This is a genomic window from Anaerostipes sp. PC18 (genome assembly GCF_039789045.1).
In the GTDB taxonomy this organism is placed as follows: domain Bacteria; phylum Bacillota; class Clostridia; order Lachnospirales; family Lachnospiraceae; genus Anaerostipes; species Anaerostipes hominis.
On record NZ_CP121164.1, the window covers coordinates 3198256 to 3215910 of the forward strand.

Genomic DNA, 17655 nt, shown 5'->3' on the forward strand with positions numbered 1-17655 from the left:
ATTATTTTACAATTATTCTTTATGATTGTAAAGCAGTTTTTTGTAAATAATTGTTTATTATTTTTATATATTCTTTACATTCCAGGCATCCTTTTTCTCTCATGATTCTCATAAAATGAGATCCGATGATCACCCCGTCTGCCCCATGGCTGCACACAGCCTTCACGTCTTTTAGCGTCTTTATGCCAAATCCCACATAGACAGGCAGGGCTGTATTTTTTTTTAAAAAATGAACAGTCCGTATATATCCGTCCGGCAGGCGCGAAAAAGATCCGGTCTTCCCATTTCCGCTCATGACATATGCAAAGTTTGCATTCTCAGCCAGTAGTCCGAGCATTTGAACTTCCGTCATAGTTTCATTATATATCTGAACCGGTTTCATCCCGCTATCTGCCCTTATCACTTCATCCACACATAAAATGCCGTCGTATAATTTTCTGTCCAGTTCAGATAAACAAAACTTTTCCATACCCTCCTTATACGTCATTAGTATGATACGGAATTTATACTCTCTCCGTATTTTCTGCAGCCACCTTACGATCTTTTCCCTGCCAATTCCTGAATCGAGCACCTGCTTGTGGCTTTGCCTGATCAGATCACCGTCCAGAAACGGATTCCCGACCGGAATTCCCAGCTCCAAAACAGGAACTTTTTCCTCATCCAGCATATCCAGCATTTGAAAAAAAGTATTTTCATCAGGATAGCCAATGGTCATATACAATACAAGATCTTTCATCTAAATGCCTCCCAGAAGTTTTAAAAGTCCTCCTAAAAGCGGTCCGTATAAACAATAGTCAGTCTCACTTAATATTCTCATGATCGGAGCATAAGTTCCGATCATTGGAAGCAGGAGTGCCTGGCCTATGATCAGAATCAATCCGTTCAAAAATGAACCTGCAAACGCACCCCGGATCCCGCCTGTGGAGTTTCCAAAAATAGCCGTAACCGCCCCTGTAAAGAATGTAGGGATCAGAGCCGGAAACACAACGACCGGATAATTGACTGCTCCTAAAATCCCCATGCCGATAAATCCTGCGGCCAGGCTCACCAAAAATCCAAAAATAACGGAAGTTGGATAATTGGGAAACAGCAGCGGCACATCCAGTCCGGGAACTGCGTTCGGAATTACCTTATCTGCAATTCCATGGAATGCAGGGATGATTTCTGACAAAAGCATTCTCACACCGGTGATGATCACCGTAATCCAGAGTCCAAACTGTAAACCGTTCAGCAGGGAAAAACTGATGATATCTCTGCCTTGACTGACCTGCTGCACAACCCATCCCGGACCGCTGATCAGAGAGATTACGAAAAACATCAAGGTCATTACGACAGTAAGTGCAATCGTCATTTCTCTCAGGAAATTTAATTTCTTCGGTATTTTAATATCCTCCAGATCCTTTTCTTTGTTTCCCACAAGTCTGCCGATCTTTGCAGCCAGCCAGATACCGCAGGAACTGGAATGTGCCAGGGTAAATCCTTCCCCTCCCTTGATATTTTTCATCAGAGGTGCCACGTAGGCACATGTAAAGGTCATATAGCACCCTAACAGGACGGCTCCTATGAGAACTAATGGTATAAAGCTTAAATTTGTCCCAAATTTTAATGCCGCCGCAATCAGCCCGGAAAAGAAAAATGAGACATGGGCAGAAAGATGTACATACTTAAATTTCGTAATTCTCGCCAGCAAAATATTCATCAGAAATCCAAGGGCAAAGATCAGGGCCATCTCACTGCCTATGTCCCCAAGGCTTTCTGCCTGTGCGGCTCCCAGATCCTGTACTTTTACCTGGAGACGGAAGACTCTTATGAGCATGGGCTGAAGAGGAAGCAGTGCAGCCCCAAGCGTCTGTCCTCCTGTATTGATCAGCAAAAATCCAATCATTGTCTTAACGGTGCTTGCAACGATTTTAGACATCTCCGTTTTTTGTACGAGCATTCCCAGAAAAACGACCATTCCTATGACAAACACCGCCTGATTAAAGACGTTGTTGATCAGGTACATTAATATATCCATATTTTATCCTTTCTCTAATCACTGTCTATATTTCTTTTATTGTTCTTAAAAGCTGTTCTTTCAGATAAGACTTGTCCATCATATTATCGATCCTCACGATTTTCGCTCTGGAAGCATGAAGAAGGTCTGCAAAATCAGATGTGGTGATCACAATGTCAAAGGTATCGGGATTGACAGAACCGATGTCTGCCGCCTCCACATTTGCTTCAATCCCTTCTTCCGACAGACTCTGCTGCGCATACAGACGCATCATCATGCTGCTTCCGACTCCTGCTCCGCACACTGTCACTATATTTAACATAAGGCTGCTCCTTTCTTTACAACATCCATAATCTCTTTGGGCGATCCGGCCTTTAAGATCAACTCTATTTTCTCCCTGTCATTTAATATCTCTACCAGCTCCGAGAGTGCTGTCAGATGTGTCTGGTGATCGACTGCGCAAAGGCCTATGACAATTCTCACAGGATCATTGACCTTATGGCCGAATACGACCGGCTCTTTCAATGTCATAAGGCTGATCCCGATCTTTTTTGCACCGCATTCAGGCCTTGCGTGAGGCATGGCGATTCCGGGTGCAATCACGATATAGGTACCGTTTTCCTTCACATTTTGGATCATCGCATCTATATAGCTCTCCTCTGCAAACCCCTGGCTGCATAATAGCCGTCCGCTCTCCCTCACCGCTTCATCTCTGGTTTTTATTTCTGCATTTGTTTCAATCAAGTCTTCGTTTAACACTTCTATCAACATTGGATCTCTGTCCTTTCCTTCCGTAATTAACTCTGTGGTTTCGGATTTAAAATACTGTTCCAGTTCTCTTTTCAGTCCTGCTTCATCCCTGATCATTCCATGACGTTTCATAATTTCCAAAATTTCATGTACGCTGATTTTTGTGTCGATGGAACCGAGCTGTTCGCTCAGCCGGTCCATGTCATTTTTACTCAGAACCGGACTGACTTTTATAATTTTTACATTGTCCCGGATTAATTCCACCGTAGAAATGATCAGATCGACTTTCTGACTCCTTAAAATGTCATCCACCTTTCTGGCCGGAAAAGCCCCCAGCAGGGAAATTTGAAATCTGCTTTTCAGCTGGGATAAAAGCATCTGTGATGTGCTTGTCCCCGTACTGCATACCACCATAACCCGGGGAAGCCTTTTCTTTTTCTTCTTCTGCCTCTCCAGTGCTGCCGCAAAACAGATCGTCAGAAACGAGACCTCTTCTTCGGGAAATAAAATTCCCAGGTCCTGCTCTGCCAGACAAATCTGGTCCATTACTTTTTCATGAATGAATCTAAAATTTTCCATGACATACTCATACATCGGATTGTCAACAGGCATGCCGCAGAGGATTCTGTAATACGCAGGCCTCAAATGTGCCAGCAGCCCATAAAACAGCTGCCGGTCCTGCATCAGTTCTGCATCAAGTTCTGCTTCCATGGCTTTGATCAATTTTCTGACTATGATCTGAAGAGGCAGCCACTGGTTCACAATCTTGCCGAAATTCTTTTCATCCTGCAGGCTGCTTGCTATAAAAAGTGATGAAAGATATGCCTTTTCCTTTTCTGAAAAATAAACACCGAATTTTTTCTCAAGTCCCCTTCCCCTTCTTGCAATGATCTGAAATTCATTTGATTCCTCCAGGCCTGGATAGAGGAAGTCTTCCTCTATTTCTCTGCCATTTCGAATCCTATATACAGAAAATCCGAGAGAAAAGACAATCCGGCCGTAAGCTTCATCGGACAGCCTTGTGTGAAGTTCTTCTTCCAGGTCAGAGACGGTTTGGATCAGCTTTACCGCTTCGTCTTTTCCTATGATGGTGCCCCATAAATTCAGCTCATTGATCAGATTTTTCCCCTGTCTTTCTTCTGTAAGGCACGCAGTCCACGCAGCTCTTACGGAATGTTCTTCCCCTTCAATGCAGATCCCCCTGTATGGATAAGTTACCAGTTTAAGCTCATGTCTGCCCATCCAGCTCTTTACTTTTTTCAAGTCATTGACGATCGTATTCCTTGAATATTGAAAGTGATTGGAAATCTCATCGATGGTAATATAATCAAGAGATTCTAAAAGGTAACGAGTGATCTTAATGCTCCGCTCCCTGGGAGAAATATTTTGGTCCTCCCCGCTCCAGATCATTTTCTGAAGTCTCCTTTTTTCTTGATTGTCCAAACGCAGTATAATTCCTTTGCTTTTTTCTCTGTCCAGATTAATAAAACCGTTTTCACAAAGAAAGTCGCTGATCTGATTCAAGTCATTGTAAGCGGTCCTCATACTGATGGAAAATCTCCGCGAAAGATCTTTCACCGTGATGTATTGATCGTCATTTTGTATTAAGAACAAGAAAATAGTTTTTAATCGATTATTCACCCTTTCTCCCTCCTTAAAACCATTATAAGATTGTATGAAAGGCCGTGCAAAACCAAATATTTTCAAGATGGACTGCAGATGTCTGAACACCAAAAAACTGCACTGAAACGTGCAGTTTTTAATAAATAGAATATAACTTAGATTAATAGTTTTTTATCACTATTGGAGGAACGCATTTCAAAGCGTGACGAAAATAGTGGTAAAAAACTCACACGATGCATCCCAGCACATAAAGCACCACGACGCCGGGCAGGCCCAGGAGTGCTCCTGTTCCGATGGAAGCTATGTTTAAATCCACAGGTGCATGAATTCCATTTTTCTGACAATAGATGTGGATAAAAAATACAAGAGCCGAGCAGAACCCTCCTCTCGCCAGCAAGACCAGGAGGTAGGACGGCCTCTTTAAGATTCCGTAAAGCACACAGAGGCCGCAGCCCACCACCATTATGTATAAAAGCATCTGATTCTGATCCATAAAAAATCCCTCCTTATGTCCAATATATGTAGACATAAAGAGGGTTAATCCACTTTTCTATGATTAGCTGAAAATTCCTTTAATGGTATCTACGAATCCTGAAAACCAGCTTTTCACCTTATCAAAAAATCCGCTGTCGTTGAGTTTGTTATAAATATCTTTTGCCTGTTCCTTCAGCTGATCCACATTTAAATTAAGGTCTGATATCTTATCCATCAGCTCCTGAATCTTCTGGCGGTCTGCATCGGAAAGATTGATTTCCAAATCCTTTGCAGACTCATCGATGGCTTTTCCGATTTCTGCCGGAGTCTTTAAACTGTCCTCAGCAACCTTCTGTTTTACATCGGCGATCAGTTTTTCCGCATCTTCTTTTCCGATGCTCTCAGATACCTCACCTGTTGTGATCAATTCGTCAGTTGCAGCATCCTTGCTCTTTTCGGGAATCTTTTTTCCGGTCATTTCCTCATAGGACTTCATGACGCCCACCAGTGCCGCTGTTCCGGATATTTTAAACGGCCCGGCCACCTTCACCTCTGCGTCTTTAATCCCCGCAGTGACAAGGGCATTCTTATACATCCCTTCCGTACAGTATGTAATATTTTCTGTGGTAACATTGACACCGCTTCCGCCGTCGGTCTTTTTGACTGTGACAGACGATAACGCCCTGCTGCCTATGACCTTGCTTGAAAGATAATCGCCCAGATATTCATGTTCCTCTTTATTTGTAACTGTAATCAACGTATAACTGCTTGTGTCGCTCACACCGAGCAGTTCCAGTACTGTCTGTTTTTCTTTTGAACTGAGATCTGCCCCTAATGCCAGATACTGATCGCTGTCTATACTGTCCGCTTTAACAAACTTAGACGGCCCCCATGAAAATGTCATGACCGCAGCCAAAGCCAGAGCTGCCGCCCTGAATAAAACTTTTCTTTTTCCCATCTTAATTTTCCTCCGTAAATTATTCTTACCTGTTTAGTTTAACATATCGGTCCCTTATAAATAGCAATAAAAAGCTTATTTTTTTCTTACACTTTTGTTCACAGTTTGTTCATAATCTTATCAAATTCCGCTCACATTTTCCGCTTATACTAAAATCATAGTAATTAAACAAATTTGATTGCTAGGCTTTTAAAATTTTTTCATAACCGGCCGGGAGCTTTACGGTTCCCGGCCTCCTCTCCGTCTAGGCGGATTTTTTTCGTTTCCTGATGCAGATCACTGCAAACACAATCCATCCCAGGGCTGTTAAAATGACCCCTTCTTTAAATCCTTCAGGACAGTATTTAAGCTCAATCTCATGCTTTCCTCCAGACACATCCACACATAGAAATGCATTTCCGATTGACTTTGCATCTGTCTCTTTTCCGTCCACAAGAACCTTCCAGCCCTTATCATACGGGATTGAGAAAAATACCGGTCCTGCCTCTGACATATTTACAGAGCCTTTCAGCATGCCGCTTGAAGACTCTCTCAGATGAAATGCCTGTTCCTGCATTTTCCCGTACAGGTCTTTCATGGAATCCTCGTCTAAAGATGCCAGAGTGACTCTCACCACGCCCGACATAAGGTCATCTTCTTTCAGTTTCATGTTCACAGTGATACGATCACCCTTTTTTAAATCTCCCAGATAAATGCACTGTGCATTCAGCCTGCCGCTTATATATATCTCATTGTTGCGGTAAATGGCGGTATCTTCCACCTGGCTTCCGTCGAAATGAAAATAAAGCTTTCCGTCTTCTGTGACCGGGATCTCAAATACCATGTTGTCGGAAAGACTTGCGGTATTTTCAAAGACATACTCCCCATCATTGCTCTGAGTAATCTTGCAGGCGTTGGTTTTTGGCTGTTCTGTCTTGATCATGTGAAAAATATCATTTCCCCCGAACGCATCACCGGACAGTCTGTTCTGTACGAGGAACGGATTAACGTCGTCATACTTCCATTTGTACGCTGACTCTTTCATACCGTATCCAACCGCCGTAGAATATGGGTTCTCATATACATTTACATTGCCGATGCGGTCCAGATATTGAAATTCTGTGGTATTCGTATCCGATGTCCTTAACAAATTATACTTCACTCCGAGAAGATTATTGGTAAAAGGGGTTGCCCCCTCATACAGGTACTCATTGATTCCCGTATAAAATCCCAGGTCGTCCATGATATCCACTACACTGCCGAGGGCCGTGGACCCAAACATGGTGACTCCGTTTAATGTATGCCAGATGCTCTCATCGAGCATTTTGCCCTTGACCAGTTCCATTCGCCGGTCCGGACCTGTTTTGTATTTGTCCTTTACCTTCTGGATATCTTTTGTATCCCCGAAATATTCAGTGACCAGCACCTGGCCGTTCTCAGAAAAGCCGTAGACTGCCATCCCGGCTGTTTCTATGGCCAGCAGAACCGAGCATATGGCAATCATCCCTTTTCTGGACAGCGTTTTTCTGTCGTACACAGCAAATACCAGGAGATACACGAAAATCGCTGCCGTTGTCAGTGCCAAAACTTTGCGGTCAAAGGCTTTTGTATTCAGGAGGCCTGAGATCCCAACTGACATACAGAAGATGCCGCAGGCAATACAGAGCTTCCATGCCTGTTCTCTTCCTTCCCTCTTGATGACCAGTAGTCCGTCATAGGCCATAATGAGCAGAAGAAAAATATATAAATATGCAAACCGGTTTGGTATTCCGTACTGATTGTGAAATCCGTGCCATATATAGCCAAGGAACGGCATATTAAAGCTGAAAAACAAAAGTATCAGAAGCATTGCACGTTTTATTTTTGTCTTCCAAGAAATCCGTGAGGCCATGAAATAGAACAGCACGAAGATCAGTGTCAATATCCCGCAGTAGAGATTAATCTCCCCGTCGTTGACAGAGTTGGTAATCGGCGCAGTCCCCAGGAAATGCCGGCAGTAGAGATCCGCAAAATTCCCATACCAAAGTTCTTTAGGAAAATCCCATTTTGCAGATGAGGTTTTCATTATTCCCAAATATGCCGGAAGCAGGACGGCCCCCGCCATCATTGCCGACAAAACAGAATATCCTGCAAATTTCAGACCGTTTACAAAAAAGTCTTTCACTTTTTTATGGTCATACATTAAATACCACAGTATGAGAAACAGACATGTCATGAAAGACATGTAAAAATTACAGAGCAGGGAGAAAAACAGGGCAGCACAGTAAAGCCTTCCGTCCCGCTTCTTTATCAGCCGGTCTATGCCCGCAAGGATCAGCGGAAGCATCATCATGACTTCCAGCCACATGATATTCCAGCTGTACCCCACGATATAACTGCTCAGGGCATAACAAATTCCAAATGCAGTGATGCTCATATCCTGCCTTTTTTTATCTCTGGATCTGAAATAATATGCCGCACTCAGCCCGCACAGGGCAATCTTTATAATATAGAGATGACTGAGAACCATGTTCAGCATTTCTTTCGGAAAAAGTACAATAATAAGGTTCAGCGGACTGGAAAGATAATACGCCCACAGCCCCAAAAAGTTGAAGCCGAGGCCGCCATGAAAAGAATAAAACAGGCTGTCCAAAGACCTGAGCTTCTCATGATAATCCGCAAAAAATGGAAGATACTGATGCAGTGCATCCACGATCAGAAAGGAGTTGTTCCCAAAGGGTTCTACTTTCATTATGACTGCAATTCCTTCGAGGATGAAAAACGGCGCAAGGAATGCCCATATTAAATATTTATTCCGTCTATAAAAATTTCTTCTTTTTGGCATCTTCTCTCTTCCACCTCCTGATCCGACGGTTAATTCCCATAATCATATCATATCGCTTTTTTAACATGGATATGACACTGCCGTGTGTAAGTTCGGTAACATTTCCGCCGTGCCTGCGGTACAGTAAAAGAACGTCTTCTAAAAATACCGGGTTCCCAAGCTGTTCAGCGAGAAGCCCGATCCACTGGTCATGAATCCAAATGGAATCCGGAACAGGAAGAATGCGGTTTAAGATATCCCGCCGAAATGCCATACAGCATCCTATATAGGAATTCTTTTTTATGTTCTTCCAAAATCCCGGACCGCTGTCCCTCCACTGAAATGTCGTCTCATCCAGAGGTTTTAATCCCTCATTAGAAATCTGCGCATTGTGGACTGCCACCGTGACATCCGGGTCTTTAAAGCAGGCTGTCACTTTCTCAACCTTTTGGGGCAGCCAGACATCATCCTGGTCGGCCAAAAAAACCAGATCTCCCGTGCAGTGAAGCAGACCGTTCTGAAAATTTTTTACCACTCCCTGGCCCGGGCCTCTGATCAGTTTTAAACGGCCGTCATTTTCAGCCATCTCCCTGAGCAGTTCCCCGGAACCGTCCTGATCGGAATCCACGGAAATGATCAGCTCATCTTCTGCTCCAAGCTGTCCTAAGATCGATTCCGCCTGTTCCTTTATATATTCTTTCCCATTATAATAAGCAATGACAACTGAATTTTTCATTATGTTTCCTTTCTTTATACCGCCGCATCCCCAGCAGTTCCCCGTCGGCGTTCTGCGCTCATTATATCATACCCCGAAAAAACATGAAATCTTTTCCTCATGCATTTCCCGTTCTTACTTCAACACATTAAAGCAGTAATTTACTATTGTCTTATGAGATTTTATCCTGTATAATGTTATCGATAAAAGTCCAAGCAAAACAAAATACTGAAGTATTGTTTCAAGGAGGATACACAATGTCATATGTAGATGAAGTAATTGAGAAAGTGGTTGCCCAGAATCCGGCTGAACCGGAGTTCCATCAGGCAGTCAAAGAAGTACTGGAATCTCTTCGCGCAGTCGTAGAGGCCAATGAGGAGAAGTTTAGAAAAGAGGCTCTGTTAGAGCGTCTTGTCAATCCGGAGCGCCAGTTCAAATTCCGCGTGCCTTGGGTAGACGATAATGGACAGGTACAGGTAAACACCGGTTACCGCGTTCAGTTCAACAGTGCCATCGGACCTTACAAAGGCGGACTGAGACTTCATCCGTCTGTAAATCTTGGAATCATTAAGTTCTTAGGTTTTGAACAGATCTTTAAAAATTCCCTTACCGGTCTTCCGATCGGCGGAGGAAAAGGCGGAGCTGATTTTGATCCTAAAGGAAAATCAGACAGAGAAGTTATGGCATTCTGCCAGAGCTTCATGACGGAACTCTGTAAATATATCGGTGCCGACACAGACGTCCCTGCCGGAGATATTGGTACGGGCGCCCGCGAGATCGGATATATGTTTGGACAGTATAAAAGAATCCGCGGAGTATACGAAGGTGTGCTCACAGGAAAAGGATTATCTTACGGCGGATCTCTGGCACGTACAGAAGCTACCGGATACGGACTCCTCTATCTGACAGACGAAATGCTCAAATGCAACGGCAAATCTCTCAAAGATGCCACCATATGTATTTCCGGTTCCGGAAACGTTGCAATCTACGCTGCCCAGAAAGCACAGCAGTTAGGTGCCAAAGTCGTAACTGTCTCTGATTCCACAGGCTGGATTTATGACAAAGACGGAATCGATGTAGATTTATTAAAGGATGTAAAAGAAGTGAAGCGTGCCCGCCTTACCGAATATGCTAAGGCCCGTCCAAGCGCAGAATACCACGAAGGAAGAGGCGTATGGACCATTCCTTGTGATGTTGCCCTGCCATGTGCAACTCAGAATGAATTAGATATCGAAGATGCAAAAACATTGGCTGCAAACGGATGTTTCGCAGTCGCAGAGGGTGCAAACATGCCTACCACCCTGGAGGCAACAGAATACCTTCAGGCAAACAATATCTTATTTGCTCCAGGAAAAGCTGCCAATGCCGGCGGTGTTGCTACATCTGCACTGGAAATGTCCCAGAACAGCGAACGTTTAAGCTGGTCATTCGAGGAAGTGGACGGCAAATTACAGAACATCATGGTAAATATCTTCCACAACTTAGACGACGCGGCAAAACGCTACGGCATGGAAGGAAACTATGTGGCCGGTGCAAATATCGCAGGATTTGAAAAAGTCGTTGATGCGATGACAGCACAGGGAATCGTGTAGAATACATACAATTTAATGCAACTAAAAAATACCGGGAACTGTGACTGGTTTCCGGTATTTTATTTCATTTATTCTCTGGATTTTTAAGTACTTTCAGTTCGTCTTGTCTCAGGTAATTCTTAGCAATACCAATATCTTTTTTAATTGGTATCTCTCCGGAAAATGAGGTTAAACCCATAAACGGCTTGTTTGCATCGGCACGTTCATAAATCACTTCTGCAGCAGTATGCCCATGTGCAGCAAAATGAAGTTTATTTTGTAAATAGCTCCAGCAGCCAGAAATAATTTTCTAAAGAAAAAACATGTTGCTCCGAAATTTGCAACATGTTTTTTATAAATAACGTCTTAATCTTTCTGCCTTAAAACACTTTTGCCGTATAAAGATCAGCTTAGTATTAGAAAAACTATCGCAGGTGGCACCTTTGATTTCTAAGCAGCCTGCTCCAGCAGATAATATGTCCATTTTCTACACGATTGGAGTGAGGCATTCTAAGAACCGAACGGAAATCGTGTGGAACATGTCATAATACCTTACTCAAAAATTCTTTCGTCCTGTCTTCTTTCGGATAGTCAAAAATCTGTTCCGGTGTCCCGGCTTCCAGAATGACTCCGCCGTCCATAAACAGGACTCTGTCAGCCACCTCTCTTGCAAACCCCATCTCATGGGTGACAACCGCCATGGTCATCCCTTCCTTTGCAAGCTGTTTCATAACCTCAAGAACTTCTCCGACCATTTCAGGGTCAAGGGCTGAAGTAGGCTCATCAAACAGCATGATATCCGGTGACAGAGCCAGTGATCTGGCGATGGCCACACGCTGTTTCTGTCCTCCAGACAGCTGCACCGGATAGTTGTCCGCCTTGTCGCCGACGCCTACGCGGTTTAGCAGCTCCATGGCCTTCTTCTTAGCCTCGTCTGGCGTCATCATCTTGTGACGAATCGGGGCTAACGTCACATTATCAAGAATAGACAGGTGAGGAAAAAGGTTAAAATGCTGAAACACCATGCCTACCTTCCGGCGGAGTTCATCCACATCAACCCCCTTCTCCATGATGTTCATACCGTCAATGGTAATGTCACCTTTTGTAGGTGTCTCTAAAAGGTTGAGACACCGTAAGAATGTACTCTTTCCGGAGCCGGACGCACCTATGATACAGACACATTCTCCCTTCTCAATGTGGCAGTTGATGCCTTTCAGGACTTCCAGAGAGCCGAAATATTTGTGTAAATCTTTAACGTTTATCACTCTGTCTCAGCCTCCTTTCCACAACCCCTAATACAAGAGTGAGAACCTTTACAACCAGATAATAAATAATGGCTGTTCCGATCAGAGGAGCAAACGCTTCATATGTTCGTGAAGTAACAAAATCCGCAACCTTCGTCAGGTCAACGATGGATACGTATCCCAATATAGCTGTTTCCTTGATCAGGACAATAAACTCATTTCCCAATGCGGGAAGAATATTTTTTACCGCCTGCGGAAGGATGATATCTTTCATTGTTTGTCCATAAGACAGGCCCAGAGAGCGTCCGCCTTCCATCTGTCCATGATCTACTGCAAGGATTCCTGCCCTGATGATTTCTGCGACATACGCTGCACTGTTCAGCCCGAACGTCACCGTACCGACGATCAGTCCGTCTACCCCTTTCAGAACTACAAAATACATGATCAGCAGCTGCGTAACCGTAGGGGTTCCTCTGATAATATCAATATATACATATGCTATTTTAGATAATAATGTACTTTTCCCTCTCCGCTCTGCTGTCATGCGCATCAGTGCAAGAATGGTTCCCAGCGCTACACCCAGGATAATCGCCAGCAGAGATACCAGCAGAGTCATTTTTAGTCCGTCCAGGTACATCAGGTACCGCTGCTCTGCTATAAAAGCCCGATAATATGAATCTAACATGTCAATATCTTACCTTTCCTGTAAACTACTTATCGGAATTATCGATGTATTTTGCTTTGAGCTTATCGTAAGTTCCATCTTCCTTGATTGCCTTTAACTGTTTGTTGATCTCTTTCTTAAACTCTTCGTTTCCTTTCGGAAGTGCCAGGCAGTAGTATTCTGCTCCCGCAGAGTCAATGACTAATTTCAGCTTCTTGCTGTTGTTCTTTACAAATTCCTGAGCAGGCTTTTCATCGATGACAACTGCATCCACTGATCCGTTTTTCAGATCCATGACTGCATCTACACCTTTTTTAAATCTTTTTACCTTTGCCTTCTTTACAATAACTTTTTCTTTTCCCGGCTCACCGAATTTATCTCCGGATGAAATAAGGTCTCCTGTAGTTCCTTCCTGAACACCGATTTTCTTTCCGTCCAGCTGAGACAGTTTTGTAATCTTGCTGTCTTTTTTTACGATGATAGCCTGATTGGATGTATAGTAACTGTCTGAGAAATCTACTGCATTCTGGCGTTCCTCTGTTTTTGTCATTCCCGCTGCAACTACGTTGATGGTCTTGGACTCCATAGAACCGATCAAAGATTTGAATTCCATATTCTGTATCTCGATCTTCTTATCCATGCGCTTCGCAATTTCTTTCATAAGCGCAATGTCGAAGCCGTCAACCTTTTTATTGTCGTCAACGTACTCAAACGGAGGGAATTCCGCATTGGTTCCTACAATGATCTTTTCCGGTATTTTGCTCTCTTCTTTTTTGCTGCATCCTGCAAACAGCATTGTTGCTGCCAATACACCAGCCAGTGCTACGGTTAAAATTTTTCTCATGATCTTCTCCTTCTTAAACTTGATTTAATCGCAATGGTTCTAGAACAATGGTACGACTGCACCTTTGTATTCTTTCTCCATATACTTCTTTACTGCGTCGCTCTTTAGTGCTTTGATCAGAGCCTTGATAGAGTCTTTGTCTTCATTGCCTTTCTTCACTGCAACGACATTTCCGTAGGTCTTTGCTCCGCCCACAGACTCTTCGTCTTCCACTGCCAAGGCATCCTTATTTACTGTCATACCGGCCTGTAAAGCATAGTTTCCGTTGATGACTGCAAAATCCACATCCTTTAAAGAACGCGGCAGCTGTGCTGCTTCCAGTTCTTTGATCTCAATATTTTTCGGATTTTTCACAATATCTTTTTTGGTTGCCGTAAGGGCTGCTCCGTCTTTGAGCTTGATCAGACCCTGTGCTTCCAAAAGTAATAATGCTCTTGCCTCATTTGTAGTATCATTAGGAACTGCGATCACTGCACCCTTTTTCACATCTTTCAGTGATTTTGCTTTCCCCGGGAAAATACCGAACGGTTCATAGTGGATCATTCCAGCGGAAACCAAATCCAGCTTGTGTTCCTTTGCAAAATTCTTCAGATAGGTGATGTGCTGGAAGTAGTTGGCGTCAAGATCTCCTGATCCCAATGCGTTATTCGGCTGTACATAGTCTGAATACTCTTTGATCTCCAGCTTGTAGCCGTCCTTTTCCAGTTCCTTTGCTGCAACCTTCAAGATGTCTGCGTGTGGTGATGGACTCGCACCGACTACGATTGTCTTGTCCTCATTTTTGGAGCTGCCGCACCCGGCCAGCACTCCAAAACAGACAACTGCAGACAGCGCAACTGCTATTAATTTTTTCATTGCTGCTCTCCTTACTTTAAAATAATATATAGCTTCTGTAATTGTACCCTTTAATAGGCAGATTGTAAAGACTCCCTAAACATTTCAAATGCCGATGGAATGGCATATTCCTCTTCTAAATCCTTCTTGCTGACCCATGTAAGTTCCTCTGACTCCACCGGTTCTTTCAGAGAAACCAAAACTCCTCTCATCTGCCATTCAATGTGGCTGAAAATATGTTTCCCCTCATGCGTAAATTCATAAGCACAGTCAGTCATGCCCCAGCCGTCCAATGTTTCTTTCACCAGATCCTGACTGCACTTCCCGAGTATATTGGGAAATTCCCACAGTCCCGCCAAAAGACCTTTCTCTTCTCTTTTATGAAGAGCTACCATGCCGTCCGTCTCGATGACGAACACGGTCCTCTTTTCTATCATCCGTTTCTTTTTCGGCTTCTTCACCGGCAGCTTGTCGATCAGATCCTCTCTGTATGCGGTACAAACTGTGTCCCATGGACAGTCACAACATTTCGGCTCTCCGTTAGGCACACAGACAATGGCCCCCAGTTCGATCAGCGCCTGATTAAAATCTCCGGCCCTTTGATCCGGCATGATCTCCATGACTTTCTCTGCCATCTCTTTTTTCGTTTTTTCTTTCAGGATATCGGAATCATCTCCCAGCAGCCTTGCCATAACACGCAGCACATTTCCGTCAACGGCCGGAACTCTGATGTCATAAGCGATAGAGGCGATGGCTCCCGCCGTGTACATACCGATCCCTTTTAACGAAAGCAGTTTATCATAGTCATCCGGAAGTTTTCCATCATACTGTTTTACGATGGTTTGAGCCGCGGTTTTTAAGTTTCTGGCCCGGTTATAATAGCCCAGCCCCTCCCACAGTTTCATAAGTTTTTCTTCATCCACTTCTGCCAGATCCTTTACCTCCGGCAGTTCCTCCATAAAGTGGTCAAAATAGGGCTTCACTGCCTCCACTCTGGTCTGCTGGAGCATAATCTCAGAAACCCAGATGCGGTATGGATTCTTGTCCGCCCGCCAGGGCAGGATTCTTGCATTATGGTCATACCAGAAAAGCAGTGCTTCTCCGATTTCTTTTGTCAATTCCATTACAAAGTCCCTTCTAGCAATAAAATGGTCAGCAATCCTGACGTTTTATTATATCAGGGAACCAGGCAGATTTCTACCTTGAGATTTATGGAAAGGTTTCAAAACATTAAATTGTATTAAATGAAATTTTATATCTTATTTTCGATTATCCGCATAATTATTATATTTTCAAACATTTTACCGTATAGAAAAACACTTATCCCAAGTGATGTATCAACAATTCTATTTATAGCAAATGCTAGGGGACTTGTATCGGTATTGTGAGTTACTGTAACACACAAAAATACGACACACATTAAAAAAGTTCCTTTCTGTTGCTTTAAGACCACTGATAAATAGATAATTGGCATAAGGGTAATAGACAAAATTAATTCTCTTATAATTTCGGAACTTATAGGTCTGAACATTCTTTCTACTATCAAAAAGCACATTCCCTCTATTCCTCCGATAATTGTAGCGATTTCTCGATTTTGGCTACAATAAGGGTACTTTCCATATCTGATTGCATACATAATATTGAAGCAATGACAGCATAAAATGAAACACTATCCCCCCTTAAACCGTCTATCACAAAACACAGGAATACAGAAATTACTGTTTTGATAGCTCTTAATCCAATCATAATATTTTACTTTTCATATATTCCTTTTAGAATTGCTTCATCTAGTATGTGTCCTTCCATACTTTCATACAGCTCATTGAGAAAGAAACCGTTCTTCAAATCAAGGATTTTATCTAACGCATAAATATGCAACTCATATGTATGTGACTTATCAGGTGGTGTCATACCACCATAACAACTTGATAACTCTATTGATTGTTGATTTCCCTGTACACTTATCCAACTATTTGCACTTTGAATAAAGTCAACTGCCGTTTGACTTTCATTTTCTTTCAATTCATGCCTTGTCAAATTTGCACCAATCCAATGTACCCAGATAAAGCCTGTAACTGGATATGCGTCTTTATCTAAGGATAGTAACTGGAAGATTGTAGGATAGATTTTTAACAGCGTGCATTTTTTGTAAGTCTGCACGCTCTCCCCTGCTATTTATTCATCTTTTATCCTACTACCTTGATTATAATCTCCTTTGTGGATAATAACAAAGGAGGAATTTATTATGGCGAAATACGCATATATCCGAGTTTCAAGCAAAGACCAGAATATCGCAAGGCAGGTGGAAGCCATGCAGGAAATTGGACTGACAAAGAAGCAGATGTATATTGATAAACAATCAGGAAAGGATTTTATACGCAAGAATTATCAAAGGCTGGTGAGGAAACTGAAAGCAGGCGACGAGCTTTATATTAAGTCCATAGACCGTCTGGGACGTGATTATGATGAAATACTGGAGCAATGGCGTTATCTAACAAGAGTAAAAGACATTGAACTGATTGTATTGGATTTCCCTCTGCTTGATACCAGAAATCAAGTGAATGGCGTTACAGGAAAATTCATAGCAGATTTGGTATTGCAGATACTTTCCTATGTCGCCCAGATAGAAAGAGAGAATACGAAGCAAAGGCAAGCGGAAGGAATACGTATCGCAAAGGAAAAAGGCGTACAATTTGGACGACCAAAGCATGATTTCCCAGAGCAATTTGAAGAAATTTATCAACTGTGGGAAACTGGGGAAATCAGTATGCGTGAGGGTGGACGACGACTAAACACTCATCACACTACGTTTGCGAGGTGGATAGCCCGTTACCAACAACAAAAGGCATAAAAAGTAGACTTTCTACACCACTTCTAAACTTTGTTTTTTTGTACTGATTTAAGTTTAAAACCGCTATTTTTATCCAAAATTATCCTGTACTAAATGATAACACACACGGCACAAAAAGTCTGCTTTTTGTGCCGTGTGTACTTCAAATCATTCAATCCATTTATCCTGATGTGAATATCATAAATCTACATTGAGGGGAGGGGGGAAAACGAGATAACGGCAAAACGAAGATTTTTCATAATGAGAAATCGGGAGAGCGAACCAGAGAAACAACGGCTCATGGAGATGCAGGATTTGCCCTGTCTGGTTCAAGACCTCCACAAATATGAAAAATAAAAAAGGAGATAAA

At 42.9% G+C, this 17655-nt stretch carries 17 protein-coding genes and 1 pseudogene; 2 read left to right on the top strand and 16 right to left on the bottom strand.

Features of this window, described 5'->3' with window-relative positions; all coding sequences use genetic code 11:
- Nucleotides 1-19: 19 nt before the first annotated feature.
- The 8 genes from P8F77_RS17215 to P8F77_RS17250 form a co-directional block, all read right to left on the bottom strand.
- The gene (locus tag P8F77_RS17215; RefSeq protein WP_024729235.1) at nucleotides 20-736 is read right to left on the bottom strand and encodes a tryptophan synthase subunit alpha; all 717 of its coding nucleotides are present in this window, start codon (nucleotides 734-736) and stop codon (nucleotides 20-22) included.
- The gene (locus P8F77_RS17220) at nucleotides 737-2017 is read right to left on the bottom strand and encodes a PTS ascorbate transporter subunit IIC (protein ID WP_095142899.1); all 1281 of its coding nucleotides are present in this window, start codon (nucleotides 2015-2017) and stop codon (nucleotides 737-739) included.
- Between the two features lie 25 nt (nucleotides 2018-2042).
- The gene (locus tag P8F77_RS17225) at nucleotides 2043-2318 is read right to left on the bottom strand and encodes a PTS sugar transporter subunit IIB (protein ID WP_024729233.1); all 276 of its coding nucleotides are present in this window, start codon (nucleotides 2316-2318) and stop codon (nucleotides 2043-2045) included.
- Complete coding sequence (locus P8F77_RS17230; protein ID WP_235824566.1) at nucleotides 2312-4387, bottom strand: BglG family transcription antiterminator; 2076 nt, start codon at nucleotides 4385-4387, stop codon at nucleotides 2312-2314. Before P8F77_RS17230 ends, P8F77_RS17225 begins: the two co-directional genes overlap by 7 nt.
- A 208-nt stretch (nucleotides 4388-4595) precedes the next feature.
- Nucleotides 4596-4862, bottom strand: a complete 267-nt coding sequence (locus tag P8F77_RS17235) for a pro-sigmaK processing inhibitor BofA family protein (RefSeq protein WP_024729231.1) — start codon at nucleotides 4860-4862, stop codon at nucleotides 4596-4598.
- 63 nt (nucleotides 4863-4925) lie between these two features.
- Nucleotides 4926-5801 carry a DUF1002 domain-containing protein gene (locus tag P8F77_RS17240; RefSeq protein ID WP_024729230.1) on the bottom strand — a complete coding sequence of 292 codons (876 nt, stop codon included), beginning with the start codon at nucleotides 5799-5801 and terminating at the stop codon, nucleotides 4926-4928.
- Between the two features lie 244 nt (nucleotides 5802-6045).
- Entirely contained in the window at nucleotides 6046-8604 is a 2559-nt protein-coding gene (locus P8F77_RS17245) for a YfhO family protein (protein ID WP_024729229.1), read from the bottom strand.
- Nucleotides 8579-9319, bottom strand: coding sequence for a glycosyltransferase (locus tag P8F77_RS17250; protein WP_024729228.1), 741 nt, complete (start codon nucleotides 9317-9319; stop codon nucleotides 8579-8581). The genes P8F77_RS17245 and P8F77_RS17250 overlap by 26 nt, the downstream gene beginning before the upstream one ends.
- 236 nt (nucleotides 9320-9555) lie before the next feature.
- On the opposite strand from P8F77_RS17250, the gene gdhA reads away from it, so the two are divergent.
- Nucleotides 9556-10890, top strand: a complete 1335-nt coding sequence (gdhA, locus tag P8F77_RS17255) for an NADP-specific glutamate dehydrogenase (RefSeq protein ID WP_024729227.1) — start codon at nucleotides 9556-9558, stop codon at nucleotides 10888-10890.
- A gap of 79 nt (nucleotides 10891-10969) precedes the next feature.
- Here gdhA and rhuM read toward each other — a convergent pair.
- The 8 genes and pseudogenes from rhuM to P8F77_RS17295 all read right to left on the bottom strand — a co-directional run.
- A pseudogene (rhuM, locus tag P8F77_RS17260) lies at nucleotides 10970-11149 on the bottom strand (RhuM family protein); the annotation flags it as partial.
- A 262-nt stretch (nucleotides 11150-11411) separates the two neighbouring features.
- Nucleotides 11412-12134: an amino acid ABC transporter ATP-binding protein gene (locus tag P8F77_RS17265; protein ID WP_024729226.1), complete on the bottom strand. Its 723-nt coding sequence runs from the start codon at nucleotides 12132-12134 to the stop codon at nucleotides 11412-11414.
- The gene (locus P8F77_RS17270; RefSeq protein WP_024729225.1) at nucleotides 12121-12798 is read right to left on the bottom strand and encodes an amino acid ABC transporter permease; all 678 of its coding nucleotides are present in this window, start codon (nucleotides 12796-12798) and stop codon (nucleotides 12121-12123) included. The genes P8F77_RS17265 and P8F77_RS17270 overlap by 14 nt, the downstream gene beginning before the upstream one ends.
- A 25-nt stretch (nucleotides 12799-12823) precedes the next feature.
- Complete coding sequence (locus tag P8F77_RS17275; RefSeq protein WP_024729224.1) at nucleotides 12824-13621, bottom strand: basic amino acid ABC transporter substrate-binding protein; 798 nt, start codon at nucleotides 13619-13621, stop codon at nucleotides 12824-12826.
- Nucleotides 13622-13660: 39 nt separating this feature from the next.
- Complete coding sequence (locus tag P8F77_RS17280) at nucleotides 13661-14476, bottom strand: MetQ/NlpA family ABC transporter substrate-binding protein (protein WP_024729223.1); 816 nt, start codon at nucleotides 14474-14476, stop codon at nucleotides 13661-13663.
- A gap of 50 nt (nucleotides 14477-14526) precedes the next feature.
- Nucleotides 14527-15579, bottom strand: a complete 1053-nt coding sequence (mutY, locus tag P8F77_RS17285; RefSeq protein ID WP_024729222.1) for an A/G-specific adenine glycosylase — start codon at nucleotides 15577-15579, stop codon at nucleotides 14527-14529.
- Nucleotides 15580-16015: 436 nt separating this feature from the next.
- A complete protein-coding gene (locus tag P8F77_RS17290; protein ID WP_235824565.1) occupies nucleotides 16016-16201 on the bottom strand; it encodes an aromatic acid exporter family protein in 186 nt (61 codons plus the stop codon).
- Nucleotides 16202-16207: 6 nt separating this feature from the next.
- The gene (locus tag P8F77_RS17295; protein WP_024729221.1) at nucleotides 16208-16615 is read right to left on the bottom strand and encodes a YbhB/YbcL family Raf kinase inhibitor-like protein; all 408 of its coding nucleotides are present in this window, start codon (nucleotides 16613-16615) and stop codon (nucleotides 16208-16210) included.
- A gap of 85 nt (nucleotides 16616-16700) precedes the next feature.
- Here P8F77_RS17295 and P8F77_RS17300 point away from each other — a divergent pair, with 85 nt between their 5' ends.
- The gene (locus P8F77_RS17300) at nucleotides 16701-17306 is read left to right on the top strand and encodes a recombinase family protein (protein ID WP_024729220.1); all 606 of its coding nucleotides are present in this window, start codon (nucleotides 16701-16703) and stop codon (nucleotides 17304-17306) included.
- Nucleotides 17307-17655: the final 349 nt, after the last annotated feature.

Excerpts from the sequence above, each read along its gene's own strand:
- P8F77_RS17215 (WP_024729235.1), bottom strand. The coding sequence starts at position 736 with ATGAAAGATCTTGTATTGTATATGACCATTGGCTATCCTGATGAAAAT.
- P8F77_RS17220 (WP_095142899.1), bottom strand. The coding sequence starts at position 2,017 with ATGGATATATTAATGTACCTGATCAACAACGTCTTTAATCAGGCGGTG.
- P8F77_RS17225 (WP_024729233.1), bottom strand. The coding sequence starts at position 2,318 with ATGTTAAATATAGTGACAGTGTGCGGAGCAGGAGTCGGAAGCAGCATG.
- P8F77_RS17235 (WP_024729231.1), bottom strand. The coding sequence starts at position 4,862 with ATGGATCAGAATCAGATGCTTTTATACATAATGGTGGTGGGCTGCGGC.
- P8F77_RS17240 (WP_024729230.1), bottom strand. The coding sequence starts at position 5,801 with ATGGGAAAAAGAAAAGTTTTATTCAGGGCGGCAGCTCTGGCTTTGGCT.
- P8F77_RS17245 (WP_024729229.1), bottom strand. The coding sequence starts at position 8,604 with ATGCCAAAAAGAAGAAATTTTTATAGACGGAATAAATATTTAATATGG.
- P8F77_RS17250 (WP_024729228.1), bottom strand. The coding sequence starts at position 9,319 with ATGAAAAATTCAGTTGTCATTGCTTATTATAATGGGAAAGAATATATA.
- gdhA (WP_024729227.1), top strand. The coding sequence starts at position 9,556 with ATGTCATATGTAGATGAAGTAATTGAGAAAGTGGTTGCCCAGAATCCG.
- P8F77_RS17270 (WP_024729225.1), bottom strand. The coding sequence starts at position 12,798 with ATGTTAGATTCATATTATCGGGCTTTTATAGCAGAGCAGCGGTACCTG.
- P8F77_RS17275 (WP_024729224.1), bottom strand. The coding sequence starts at position 13,621 with ATGAGAAAAATTTTAACCGTAGCACTGGCTGGTGTATTGGCAGCAACA.
- P8F77_RS17280 (WP_024729223.1), bottom strand. The coding sequence starts at position 14,476 with ATGAAAAAATTAATAGCAGTTGCGCTGTCTGCAGTTGTCTGTTTTGGA.
- mutY (WP_024729222.1), bottom strand. The coding sequence starts at position 15,579 with ATGGAATTGACAAAAGAAATCGGAGAAGCACTGCTTTTCTGGTATGAC.
- P8F77_RS17290 (WP_235824565.1), bottom strand. The coding sequence starts at position 16,201 with ATGATTGGATTAAGAGCTATCAAAACAGTAATTTCTGTATTCCTGTGT.
- P8F77_RS17300 (WP_024729220.1), top strand. The coding sequence starts at position 16,701 with ATGGCGAAATACGCATATATCCGAGTTTCAAGCAAAGACCAGAATATC.